General features: G+C 27.8%; 14 protein-coding genes. 3 read left to right on the top strand and 11 right to left on the bottom strand.

Translation table 11 applies throughout. The features are described from left to right. Positions 1–14: 14 nt before the first annotated feature. Genes glyS through XO11_RS06685 form a run of 11 tightly spaced genes read right to left on the bottom strand, consistent with a single transcriptional unit; the run spans position 15 to position 10,993 of the window. A complete protein-coding gene (gene glyS / locus XO11_RS06735) occupies positions 15–2,051 on the bottom strand; it encodes a glycine--tRNA ligase subunit beta (protein ID WP_232223893.1) in 2,037 nt (678 codons plus the stop codon). Then, positions 2,044–2,901, bottom strand: a complete 858-nt coding sequence (locus tag XO11_RS06730; RefSeq protein WP_014296854.1) for a glycine--tRNA ligase subunit alpha — start codon at positions 2,899–2,901, stop codon at positions 2,044–2,046. Before XO11_RS06730 ends, glyS begins: the two co-directional genes overlap by 8 nt. A 14-nt stretch (positions 2,902–2,915) precedes the next feature. Next, complete coding sequence (locus XO11_RS06725; protein ID WP_014296853.1) at positions 2,916–4,580, bottom strand: DAK2 domain-containing protein; 1,665 nt, start codon at positions 4,578–4,580, stop codon at positions 2,916–2,918. Between the two features lie 12 nt (positions 4,581–4,592). Beyond that, positions 4,593–4,934 carry an Asp23/Gls24 family envelope stress response protein gene (locus XO11_RS06720; protein WP_014296852.1) on the bottom strand — a complete coding sequence of 114 codons (342 nt, stop codon included), beginning with the start codon at positions 4,932–4,934 and terminating at the stop codon, positions 4,593–4,595. 24 nt (positions 4,935–4,958) lie between these two features. Continuing rightward, positions 4,959–5,765 (bottom strand): AmmeMemoRadiSam system protein B, encoded by an 807-nt coding sequence (gene amrB, locus XO11_RS06715; RefSeq protein WP_175418401.1) that lies wholly within the window; start codon positions 5,763–5,765, stop codon positions 4,959–4,961. A gap of 1 nt (position 5,766) precedes the next feature. Continuing rightward, positions 5,767–7,965, bottom strand: a complete 2,199-nt coding sequence (locus XO11_RS06710) for a type II secretion system protein GspD (protein ID WP_175418400.1) — start codon at positions 7,963–7,965, stop codon at positions 5,767–5,769. Then, on the bottom strand, positions 7,962–8,549 hold the full coding sequence (locus XO11_RS06705) for a hypothetical protein (protein WP_014296849.1): 588 nt from the start codon (positions 8,547–8,549) through the stop codon (positions 7,962–7,964). Before XO11_RS06705 ends, XO11_RS06710 begins: the two co-directional genes overlap by 4 nt. Further along, a complete protein-coding gene (locus tag XO11_RS06700; RefSeq protein WP_041638548.1) occupies positions 8,546–8,938 on the bottom strand; it encodes a hypothetical protein in 393 nt (130 codons plus the stop codon). The genes XO11_RS06705 and XO11_RS06700 overlap by 4 nt, the downstream gene beginning before the upstream one ends. Before the next feature lie 7 nt (positions 8,939–8,945). Further along, positions 8,946–9,464: a hypothetical protein gene (locus tag XO11_RS06695; protein WP_014296847.1), complete on the bottom strand. Its 519-nt coding sequence runs from the start codon at positions 9,462–9,464 to the stop codon at positions 8,946–8,948. Further along, entirely contained in the window at positions 9,458–9,868 is a 411-nt protein-coding gene (locus tag XO11_RS06690; RefSeq protein WP_175418399.1) for a hypothetical protein, read from the bottom strand. Before XO11_RS06690 ends, XO11_RS06695 begins: the two co-directional genes overlap by 7 nt. Next, complete coding sequence (locus XO11_RS06685; RefSeq protein WP_014296845.1) at positions 9,869–10,993, bottom strand: type II secretion system F family protein; 1,125 nt, start codon at positions 10,991–10,993, stop codon at positions 9,869–9,871. A gap of 170 nt (positions 10,994–11,163) precedes the next feature. On the opposite strand from XO11_RS06685, the gene XO11_RS06680 reads away from it, so the two are divergent. Genes XO11_RS06680 through XO11_RS06670 form a run of 3 tightly spaced genes read left to right on the top strand, consistent with a single transcriptional unit; the run spans position 11,164 to position 13,201 of the window. Further along, positions 11,164–11,388 (top strand): hypothetical protein, encoded by a 225-nt coding sequence (locus XO11_RS06680; RefSeq protein ID WP_014296844.1) that lies wholly within the window; start codon positions 11,164–11,166, stop codon positions 11,386–11,388. A 41-nt stretch (positions 11,389–11,429) separates the two neighbouring features. Continuing rightward, the gene (locus XO11_RS06675) at positions 11,430–12,254 is read left to right on the top strand and encodes a PHP domain-containing protein (protein WP_014296843.1); all 825 of its coding nucleotides are present in this window, start codon (positions 11,430–11,432) and stop codon (positions 12,252–12,254) included. Next, positions 12,254–13,201 carry a cation diffusion facilitator family transporter gene (locus XO11_RS06670; RefSeq protein WP_014296842.1) on the top strand — a complete coding sequence of 316 codons (948 nt, stop codon included), beginning with the start codon at positions 12,254–12,256 and terminating at the stop codon, positions 13,199–13,201. The genes XO11_RS06675 and XO11_RS06670 overlap by 1 nt, the downstream gene beginning before the upstream one ends.

Genomic DNA, 13,201 nt, shown 5'->3' with positions numbered 1-13,201 from the left:
AACTTTTTATTTTATTAACTGTATAACTTGGATATATCTCCAAATTCAAGGAATAGATTGGCTATATTTTTCAAAAATCCCAATCTATTCATTCTAATACTCTCATCTTTATCCATAACAAATACATTATCAAAATAATTGTCAATACTATCTTTCATGGTTAATAATTCATCTATTGCTTCTTTGTAGCTTAATCTTTCTAATTTTTCTTCTATCTTTCCTTTGGTTTCAAGGTATTTTTCAAACAATTGCTTTTCTGCTTCTTCTTTAAATAATCTTCCTTCATATTTCAATGAATTATGCTTTTTAGATATATTCTGAACCCTCTGGAATGTTTTTATAAATACCTTAAATTCTTCGGAATTTACAACTTCATTTAAAGCTTCTGCTGCAAGATATGCTCTTAATGGTTTATTCCAATTTACCAAAACTGTATTTATAACCTCTGAAGAGATTTTCTTTCTTGATAAATAAGTTTCAAACCTATTTTTAAAGAATTCGGAAATTTCATTTTCCTTATATTCAACACCTATTAATTCTGAAATTTTTCTCATTAGTTCTTCAAGATCTATATCCCAGTTGTTTTCTATTATTATTCTTAATACACCATATGCCTTTCTTCTTAAAGCAAATGGGTCTTTTGAACCTGTTGGAATTTTATTTATTCCAAAGAATCCAACTATATCATAAAGTTTATCTGCCATAGAAACTATTAAAGAATTAAGTTCCAAAGGCAAAGTATCGGTTTCTTCAACTGGTTTATAATGTTCTTCAGCAACAATATATACATCTTCAGAATAATTATGATGTTTTAAATATATCCTTCCCATTGCTCCCTGTAATTCCGGGAATTCATAAACTATATGTGAAGGTATGTCTATTTTTGAAAGTTCTGTTGCTTTTATGAGATTTTCGTTTTTATAATCCAATGATTTTGCTATTAATTCTGAAATTTTCATCATTATATTTATTTTATTTAAATATGTTCCTAGACCAGCCTGATATGTAATTTGATTTAATTTCTTTAAATACACCTCAACAGGTGTATTTAAATCTTCATCATAATAGAATTTTGCATCGTCAAGTCTTGCGTTAATAACCCTCGAATAACCGTTTACAACATTTTTTTCTTCACTTAATCCATCCTGAAATGCTATATAATTATTTGAAATCTTACCATTTTTTCTTGCAACAAAACTTCTTTGATGATGTTTAACTGTTATTTTTATTACTTCCTCTGGAAGCATTAAATATTCTTCGTTAAATGTTCCCACAACAGCTGCCGGATATTCTGTTAATTGAGCAATTTCATTTATTAATTCTTCATCCATTTCTATTTCCAATTCATTATTTACAGCAACCTTTTCTAACTCTTCTTTAATTCTTTCTTTTCTTTCTGAGTAATTAGCAATTACAAAATTTTCTCTTAATATGTCAAAGTACTCATCAGGTCTGGAAATAAATACTTCGCCTTTACTCATAAATCTATGCCCGAAAGTTCTTCTTGAAGAGTTAATTCCGAACAATTCAAAATCTATTATATCATAATCTAATAACGCCATTATCCAATGCACCGGTCTAACAAATTCATATTCACCATTTGACCATCTCATTGGTTTTTTAAATCTCAATTTTTTTATTACAGCTGGATATATTTCTGCAAGGGATTCGGAAATAGGTCTACCTGCTTTTTTTATCTTTGCAAATAAATATATATTGCCTTTTAATTCTTTCTCTTCAATTTCATACTCTGTTCCTTCAAGAGATCTTAAAAAACCCTGATATGGTTTTGTTGGATTTCCGTCTTCATCAAATGAAACCTTTTTAGCAGGTCCTTTTCTTTCCATTATCATGTCTGGTTCTTTTTCTGGTAAACCTTCAAGATAAACACCAAATCTTCTTGGGGCAATGAAAACTTCCAGCTTTGTATAAGATATATTATGTTTTTTTAATTCTTCTTCCATATTTTGATATAACTGAGTAATTATATTTTCATATTCACTTGAAGGTAATTCTTCAACGCCTATTTCAAGTAATGACTTTTTATTCATCATTCTCTCCTCCAATTGCTTCGAGGTATGTTTGTGCTGTCTTTCTTGCCATGTCTCTAATTAAAAGTATATATTTCTGTCTTTCATTTACACTTATTGCATTTCTTGCATCAAGTAAATTAAACGCATGCGCTGCTTTTACAAGATAATCATATGCAGGTAAATATAATTTATTTTCAATAAGATACTCAAATTCGTTTTTATATGTTTCAAAAAGATTATACAACACTTCTATATTTGCTTTTTCAAAATTAAAGATTGAGAACTGTCTTTCATTTTCTTTGAACATTTCTCCATATTTCACATACTTATTCCACATTGTTTCATATACATTCTCTTTTCCCTGCAAATACATAGCAAGTCTTTCTATTCCATATGTAATTTCAAGTGAAATAGGTTTTAATGAAACTCCACCCATTTGTTGGAAATATGTGAATTGCGTAATTTCCATTCCATCTAACCATACTTCCCAACCTACTCCCCAGGCACCAAGTGTAGGTGATTCCCAGTTATCTTCTACAAAACGTATATCATGTTCATCTGGATTAATTCCTATCGCCTTTAAAGATTCTATATAAATTTCCTGGGATTCCTTTGGTGACGGTTTTAATATTACCTGATATTGATGAAACCTTTGCATTCTATTTGGATTTTCACCATATCTTCCATCTGTTGGTCTTCTACTCGGTTGAACAAATGCAACATTAAATGGTTTTTCACCTAATGTTCTAAAAAATGTTGATGGGTGATAAGTTCCTGCACCCATCTCCATATCGTAAGGTTGTTCTATTACACAACCATATTCAGACCAGAATTTATCTAATTTTAATATTAAATCCTGAATATACAATGTCAGTTCCTCCTTTATTCAAGTGAAATTAACAGCGGATAATGAGGTTGTCCGCCATTGTGTATTTCAACCTCTAAATCTGAAAATTCTTCCATTAATTCATTTGCTATTAATTCTGCTGTTTTTTGTTCTATATCCTGACCATAGAATATTGTCATTATTTCAAATCCTTCAGCCAATTTTTCTCTTAATACCTTTAAAACAGCTTCATTTAAATCAAATCCATGTGCTTTTAATTCTTTTCCCACAAATACCAGATATTCATCTTTTTTAATGCTTTCTCCTGCTATTTCAGAATCTCTAACTGCATATGTTACTTGAATAGGAACAACTGCTGAGATTTCAGACTCAATTGCCTCTTTTAATTCGTCCTTTTCCATTGTATCATCAAATGCAAGCATTGCAGCTACGCCTTCCTGAATATACTTTGTTTTTACAACCAATACTTCTTTATCTTCAACCATATCTGCAACTTTTTCTGCTGTAAGTATAATATTTGGATTATTTGGCAATATTAATATCTTCTTTTGTGGCAATTTTTCTATGGCTTCCATGAAATCCTTTACACTTGGATTCATTGTTTGGCCACCAAATATTACCATATCAACACCTAAACTCTTAAATATCTGAGTCAATCCGTCTCCCGGAGAAACGGTTATTATTCCCCAATTTTCATTATTTGTTTCAAAAACTTCATTTTGTTCTTCTGTATTATCTGTAGTATTTTCGGCAGTATATGTTTCAGTTACATGTTCATGTTGTACCTTCATATTATCAACTTTTACCTTATATAGTTCTCCATATAATAAAAATTCTTCAAAAACCTTTCCAGGATGATTTGTATGTACATGTGTTTTTAAGAAATCTCCCTGATGAACCAGCACTATAGAGTCACCTAATTCTTCAAGAAATGCTCTTATTTTATCCAATTCTTCCTTTGAAATATCCGGATCATTTAATTTCAAAACACATTCTGTACAATACTGGAATTTTATTTCTTCGTATGCAATTTCTTTAATCTCTTCAGCTGAAGCACTTTCTATATTCTTTAAATCTACTTCAGTATCTCCATTTATAGCATCTCTAAAACCTTTTATTATATAGCTAAGCCCTTTTGCACCAGCATCTACAACATTAGCTTCTCTTAATTTTTTTAAGTATTTTGGAGTTTCTTCTACTATTTCTTCTGAAATTTCATATAATCTGTTTATAAACTCTTCAAAATCTTCTATATCAGATAATTCTTCTTCTGCTCTTTCTGCGAGTTTTCTAATCAATGTTAGCATTGTACCTTCAACAGGCTTAATAACCGCATGATATGCAACCTCTTTCGCTTTTTTCAAAGCTTCTATAAAATCTTTTGTAGTTACAACTTCTTTATCTTCAAGGGTTTCTGTAAAACCTCTAAAGATTTGAGATAAGATAACTCCAGAGTTTCCTCTGGCTCCCATTAACAATCCATCTCTCATATTTTTCATTATATCTTTCATTTTATTTTTATTCTTAGTCTTATCAAGCCATTCACATGCTTCAAGCATACCCGATGACATATTTGAACCTGTATCCCCGTCCGGAACAGGAAATACATTTAATGCATTTATTTCATCTTTTTTCACTATAAGGGTTTCTGCTGCTTTTTTAAATGCTATATAAAAATCCTTTGCATGTAATTCCTTCATGTTTTCACCTCTTTAAATTTTTATTCCTACTACTTTTACATTTACTGTTACGTCTACATCCCCCAGAGCTTCCTTTATACGATGATAGACATTTTCCTGGGCATTAGCAGCAACCCTTTTTAAAGGAAGACCATATTCCATATAAATATAAAGATTTACAGTTACCTTATTATCCTCTTCAATTACTTCTACACCTTTTTCCTGTGGCTTTTGTAATACAGATGCCAATTTATTTAATAAACCACCTTTTCCAATATCTACAGTACCATATGATTCAAGTGCTGCTCTATATACTATTTCATTAAATACTTCCGGTTTTATGGTCACTGTTCCGAGATCTGTTTCTATAATCATAAATAACACCTCCGTTATTTTTATTTATTCGAGTATAGCCGAAAGATATCCAACGGTTCTTTCATAATCTCCAAATATTTCTCCACTTGTTGTATGATGTAATATTCTTACATTTTCAAATCCTGTATATAATAATGTATTTATTGCTCCAAATCCACATGCTGTTATATTATATTTTTTTATATACTCATATACCTTTTCAGGCGATTTTTCTTTTAAGGCTTCTATAATAAAATTTCCCTTTTCCAGGGTTACTTCATGATTTTCATAATGATTTAAATCACTTGATGCAATTATAACCACACCATCTTTAGCAAGTTTTTTTATAACTTTACTTAACTTTTTCGACATTTCTAATGTTTGAACTCCCATTATTATAGGAACTATTTTAAAATCATTTCCATATAAATATTGCAAAAACGGCAATTGCACTTCTATAGAATGCTCATATTCATGAGCTATAATATCTCCTTTGATTCTCAATTCAGATAATATAAAATTAGAAATTTCCGTATCCACATCTATGGTTCCAAACGGGGTTAACCATGAACCTTCTGGATATACCGACAAAGATGGACCTACACCTGTATGATTAGGTCCAATAATTATTGCTGTTTTTACTTTTCCTTTTTTCATCAATTCATAATATCCATATGCCGCTGTTTGTCCTGAAAAAACATAACCAGCATGCGGAACAATTAATCCCGTTAAGTCAATTGATTTTTCAGGTATTTCAATCTCTTCAAATCTTTCAAAAAAAGATGAAATTTGTTTTTTTAATTCTTCATAATCAGCAGGATAAAATGTTCCAGCCACTACAGGATATCTCATTTTATTCGCCTCCATATCCTGTTAGTTTTGGCCAAATAAACAATGTCAAATTATATTCTCGATTTCTCTCTTCTGTTGTTTTAAACAATTCGCCCAAAAAAGGGATATCTTTTAAAAACGGGACTCCGGTATTTAATTTTTCCTTTTTTAATAATTTTAATCCACCAATAACTCCAACATAACCATTTTTTATTAACATCTTTGTTTTTAATTCGCGTGATGTTTCCGCATTATATTTAGATATTGAAAATTTTTCCGGTTCACTGACTTTTAAAGATAAATCTAAATCTATTAAATCCTGATATTTATTATATCTCGGTTCTATTTCAAGAAACAATCCACTTTCTATATACTGTATAGAAGACTCATTTACTATAGGTACTCTATAAACAGATTTAAACATAGCTTTACTTCCAGATTTTACTATTATTTTGGGTTTAGATAATAGTTGCGAATTTGATTTTGAGTTAATGTTTTTTACATCAAATACCGCCTCAATAATTTCAGCATATAACTGTGGTGTAATTATTCCATTATTTAAAGATGCCACTATATCTTTAGAATTAAACCTGTTCTCTATTTTCCTTATTGTTTCTTCTAAAATCGAAGAATCGATTATAGATATTTCTATTGATATAACCTCTGGGATTTTGCTTTTTATTATCAAAATCCCTTCTTTATCTTCCAATATATAATTATATTCATTTAAAAGATATTCAATATTTTTTTTATTTGAATAATCTACATTATAATTATACACCGAAATAGCTTTTAAATCATCATTATTTATCAAACTGTAATTTTTTTCTTTTGCAAATTTTTCAATAATTTTATACAGAGAAATTGTTTCATTTTTTTCTTTATTTTTATTAATTATATCCTGTTTCAGTAATGAAATATCTGCTTTTACATCTGTCGCTTCATCTGATTCATCGGAAATCTCTTCTTCATTTTCGAATTTTTCTATATAATCTTTTATAATGCCTATATCTTCTTCTTTCCCTCTTATTATATAATTTTTTTCTATCTTTTGAATTATAGTATCTTTAAAAATTTTATTAAAAGGTAATAAATCTAATTTTGACTCTATTATTTCAATTTTAATGTTATTTTTATTATTTATATTATTACTTTTTTTATTATTATAATTAATATTAATATTTTCTATTTTTTTCAGTATTTCTTTAAGTTTTTCTATTTTTTCCCCTTTAACCAGATATAATGTTGTTGCAATTTGCGAAATTTCCACATCAAAAAAAGCTTCTAATTTTCTCAAATCATAATTGCTTTTTATTATATCAACTTTATATATTTCGTCTGATTTCTGCATTTTTGCGGAGTTTTCTCCATTTTTTTCAACTTTTTTTAAATGTATCTCTCCATTCTTTTCAGGATATATCACTTCTATTGCATGATTTATTTTTTTTATCTGTTCTGTTTTTTCGTTTGTTGCGTATATAAGATATACATTTTCATTTACTTTAATTCCTTTTATTCCCATAAACCTGATTAATCCCAAAAAATCAGGTATGTTAGATTCTATTAAGCTATAAATATACTCTTCCTTTTTGGTATTCGCATTATTTTCGCGAACAATTATTGGAAAAGCTGTTTTTTCAATATTTAACTTTGAAAAAAGTATGTTATTTTCATCTATATAAAAATACTTTAATCCGCTTTTTTGAATTAATATTCTGAAAATATCTTCTGGATAAAACTTTTTCAGTGTTAAAGAAATATACTTTTCTGGAACTGGATCTATATAATACCTATTCAACTTTACTTCATCCAATACCATTTCAAGAATATCCTTTATCAATATCTTTTTAAAATAATAATCTTTATCTCCTATTTCACCAAATCCTTTTACAATTATTTCCAAATTTTTATTATCCAGTTTATTGATTTTTATATCTCCCTTATTAACAGGAAATATCGTTTCAAATTCAATAATATTATTATATGTATGAATTTTTTTTACAGGCCCATGATAAATCTCCATAGTTTTATCTTCAAATTTTATATTATCTGAAAATATGCATTTATATATATTTTCTCTGTTAAACATCTCAAGAGATGTTAAAATATTGGTAATTTTAATAATTGTTGTATTTTCCACTTGATCAATAATTATTTTATATGAAAATAAATTTATATACATCATCAAAAAAAGAATAAATGGTATGTATAATTTTTTCATCTCAACACCTCAAATCTTTTTTTGTTATTGTCATATAACAATATACCATCTTTAAATATTTTTATAACCCGTTTATCGTTTTTTATTTCTCCATTTTTCAATTTTATTAATTGATTTCCTATATATACATATCCTATCAAATTACCTTCATTTTCTACAACACCTGCAAATTTTAATATTTCAGATTCAGGTAAAAAATTTTTTTCTTTCCAGAGTTCATCTACATCAAAATCTATCCCTTGAAAAAAATTTTTATACTTATTTTGTTTCTCTAACTGAATATTTATAACTTTAACATTTTCAGGAATTTGTCTTTCAATATATATATCATAACTATTATCAAAAATATCTTTTTTTCTCAAAAATAATTTGTCTATTATTACTCCGTTTTCATTTTCCAATTTAGATATTATACTGGATATTTCAATTGAGGATAGATTTTTTTTTATTATCGGGTTTTCAGAACATGCTATCTTATACTGAGGAATTTCCACGCTTTTTTTCGGGATATTTACCTGTGTTTTATTCATAATAAACAAAGAAATTATAATAATTATTATTGAAAGAGCGTATCTATATATCATTTTCTCAACTCCAGTATTTTATATTGCTTGTATACCAGATCTATATCTCCCTTTTCTTCAATTTCAAATGGTGCCACTATTTCAACCGAATCTTTAATAGATACTGCTATTGTCGCTTCCAGTGTTGTATTAGCAGAATATTTCAGAGATAATATACGAACTTCAGTTTCAAGTTTCTCAAGAAATTTTAAAAAATTAAAAAATTCTTCATTAGTCTTTCTGGCTAATTCTATTCTTTTTTTGTATTCCTGAAACATCTTTTCTCTATTATCAATATAATTGAGTTTAATTTCATAAATTTTATTATTGTAGTAATATATAGAAAATCCCATAAATATTATCGAAATTGATAATATCACATAGGAAAATATATTTAAATATTTTCTCAATCGAGATTCAAACCCCCACAACATTTTTAAAATCACCTTCTAATATTATTTTTTTTATTTTTTCACAATCCAGATTTACACAATAAATATCTTCTGACACATTATTTATATATATTCCATACTCAAAAAACTCTTTTTCTCTATAATAAAGAATTTTTCTTTCCTGAATTTCAAATACTATTGTTTTATATTTTGAAAAATCATTATTAGAAAGGTGTTTCCATAATAATAAATTTATTGGTATATAGTAATCATATTTAATTGAAAATCTGTATTTAAACATAGATTTTTTCAAATATAAATAATACATATTTTCTCCTAAATCTATAACACCAACCTTTTCCTTTGAACTCTCGTAATCTCTTGCATTATTTATAATATACATGTTTAATTCATCTTTATCACTGAATTTTTTTATAATTCCGTAATTATGAACAATATTTATTCTCTTTTCTCCAAAAAAAGATTTCTCTTTTATCTTTTCTTTAAAAAGATATTTATTGTTATAATAATACTTTTTTACCACTTTATCCCTCCCCATGAAAAGGCCGAAGTTACAGGAAGTATTGAAAATCTTAAATATACATTATCGTTTATATATATAGTTCCTCCAGGCCCCTGCATCATTAAATTAAAAAATTGATATACATGAGCATAATTTTTATACTGGGTGTATGGAAGCTGAAGAAATATATTACCAATAAAATATATTTTACCTGCTACTATAACCCTTGAATTCTTCTTTTTAAAATCTATAGAATGATACTTTGCCTGCACAAAAGTATCCATCATATACACAAAATCTATTCTCTTTTTTATGTCTTCAAAAAATGTATGTTTTATAATTATAGGAGCAACTAATATTAAAATACTTTCTATTAACAGTACAACAATCACTTCAAAAAGTATAAATCCTTTTTTTGACTTCATCTATATCCCCTCAAACATATTAATAGCATTAAACATCCCATTATAAAAGGTATATACAATTTCTAAAATTATAACGGACAATATTGATATTAAAATTGGTTCAAATATCTTTTTTAATTTTTGAACATAAGTACCTATTTCCAGATTAAGATGGGTTTCCATTATCTCCAATGGCTTTTTCATATTTCCAATATCATTTGATAAAGATAGTGCATATATTAATTCACCAAAAGAGCTGTCTTTAAATGCATCGGATAAATCTTTTCCATTTTTTATTTTCAAAAGCATCTCATTTATTTCTTCCGCTACTTTTTTAGATGTTGCAATTTCCGAGCTCTTTTCAAATGCTGAATATAAAGTATCCCCACTTTCTATAAAAATTAATGTATTCTCAATAAATTCCAGCAAATAAAACTTCATATATAAATTACCTAAAAAGGGGATTTTATATATTGTTTTATCAAATTTTCTTCTATACTTTAATAGAACAGCTACGGCTATAGCAATAATTGAAAACAATAATATTATCCCCCAGGAGAAAAGAAAATTAAATTTTACATTAAATGTTTTTGAAAAAATAGGGGATATATAAAATTGAAGAAAGAAAAGAAGGGATATTATTGCAGAAAACAATAACAAAGGGTAAGCAATTATATTTTTAAATTCTTTATAATTATTAATTCTATTTTGATATATATTCTCAAGCCTTTCAAGCATTTTAATCATTTCTTTTTCATCTGAAACACCAGAAAGCGATACCCTTAATTCATAATCAAAAAAATATGCGGAACGCAAACTTTCCACATATGTATTACCAGCTATTAAATTATTTACAATAAAATCAAGTGCAACCTTTAATTGATATGTAATCCCTGTATTTTTTCTCATTAAATCTACAGCATCAAAAAATGTAATATTGGTTGCCAGTAATGCTTTTAAAGATTTTATAAAGGTAAGATGTTCTTTTTGAGATAACTTCTTAAATTTTATTCTTTTCACAAATTCGAATTTCTTTATTAAAATACTTTTATTAACCCTTTTAAGTGCATCTGTTTCATTTTTTCCAAATACATATCCTTTTATTTCTCTGGAATATTCTTCGCCTTCGAAATAAAAGAGTTTCATAGACTATACCCCCTATCCCTTTAAACAATCCGAAAAAAATTATATCATAATCATGTACAATTTAAAAAGCTTTGACATAAAAGGATAAATATGGTAGAATTATTCTGTAAAGCCCCGATTTTTTTATACGATATATATAATGGACCCTGAAAACAAAGAAGGTGATAAAGATGATTAATGGTGTATCGGGAGTTGGCTCATATCAATATACACCTCAAATCAATACCAGAAATGCTGCATCATCTGCAGCTAATCAGCAAATGGCTCAAAAAACCAGCCAGGACTTTGATAATCTATTAAACGCTATAGTTTATCAACAGGATGGTTTAACCCGAAAATTAGTAAGGATAATCGGTGATATGTATCAGGGAAAAAATCTGGATATTTTAGCTTAAATGCGGGCTTTAATGCCCGCATTAGTTATTGGAGGGAAAAAATGCTTTTAGACTTACATTCACATTCAACATATTCAGACGGAACATACAAACCAGAAGATCTAATATTATTGGCTAAAGAAAAAAATTTAGAATTATATTCTATAACAGACCACGATAATATAGATGCACAAAAAGAAGCTATTGAATTTGCAAAAAAATATGATGTAAATTATATTACTGGCGTAGAAATCAGTTGCAAATTTAAAAATATGTTTGATCTTTTGGGATATGGCATTGACATAAATAACGAAAAATTAATATCCACACTTAATAGAATTCAGGATTATAGAAAAAATAGAAATAATTTAATGATAGAACGACTCAAAGAACTTGGTTTTGAAATAACCTTAGATGAAGTTGCCGAAGAAGCTCAGGGAGATGTTATTGGTCGACCACATTTTGCACGTGTTCTGTTAAAAAAAGGATATGTCAAAGATAGAGAAGAAGCTTTTGATAAATATCTTGGAGACGGAAAACTTGCATATATTCCAAAACAAAAATTACAACCAGAAGAAGCTGTTTCTTTAATAAAACAGGCTGGGGGTTATCCTGTAATTGCTCATCCAAAGTATTTAAAATTATCTCCATCGAAACTTATAGATTTAATATACTATTTAAAACCTTTTGGATTATGGGGTATTGAAGTTTATTATTCCAAACATACAAGAAAAGAAATTGAAATTTTCAAGGATATTGCTTTAAAAACAGGATTAATGATAACAGCAGGAAGTGATTTCCACGGAGAAAACAAACCTGAAATTGACCTTGGAATGAGCGTGGAAGATGAATACCTAAAAAAATCTATAGATGTATTAAAAGGGTGATGAATTTGAATTACAAAGAAAGAGAAAGATTATCAACCATATCATCTATAGTTTCCATAATTGCAAACGCATTACTTGCAATACTCAAAATAGGTATTGGATTCTTTACCAATAGTATGGCTATATTAGCCGATGGTCTTGACACAGCAACAGATATATTAACCTCTGTTATGACATTAATCGCAGGAAAAATCTCCAATAAACCACCGGATATTGAACATCCATATGGACATGAACGTGCGGAAACAATAGCCACAAAAATTGTATCTCTTATAATAATGTATGCGGGTATAGAAGTATTTACAAATTCCATAAAACGTTTAATAAATCATGATGCAAATATAGATAATCTGCTTTTTGTAGTTATTATTTCTGCTATTTCCGTAGTGGTAAAGTACTCCCTGTACAAATATAGATTATATATAGGAAAAAAAATAAATAGCAACGCAACAATTGCAGATGCTTTAAATATGAGAAATGATGTTTTTACTTCTTCTTCTGTTTTAATAGGAATATTAGTTCTATACTTCACAGGATTATGGTGGATTGATTCCGTATTAGCTATTTTTGTATCTTTAATGATTTTAAAAACAGGATTTGAACAGTTTATGGAATCATCAAGTGAATTAATGGAAAGTTCCCCTGAACTAAAAGAATTATATGAACTCGTCGCAAACTGTTCATGCAAAACAGCCAAAGCACAAAATCCTCATAAAATAAGGGCAAGAAAATTTGGTCATAGATATTTTGTTGATATGCATATTGAATTGCCACCGGAAATGACAGTAAAAGAAGCAAATGAAATATGTGCAGAATTGGAAAAAAGAATAAAAGAAAAAAATCCTGCTATTAAAGATATAATAATTCACGTAGAACCATATGGCAATGCCGAAAAGGAATGTTTTGGATTATCAATAGATAATATAAAACACATGAAGGGGGAATAA

It is taken from the genome of Marinitoga sp. 1138 (assembly GCF_013363265.1).
Lineage (GTDB): Bacteria > Thermotogota > Thermotogae > Petrotogales > Petrotogaceae > Marinitoga > Marinitoga piezophila.
The sequence above is the reverse complement of the archived record's forward strand: the minus strand, read 5'-3'. Positions and strand labels throughout refer to the sequence as shown.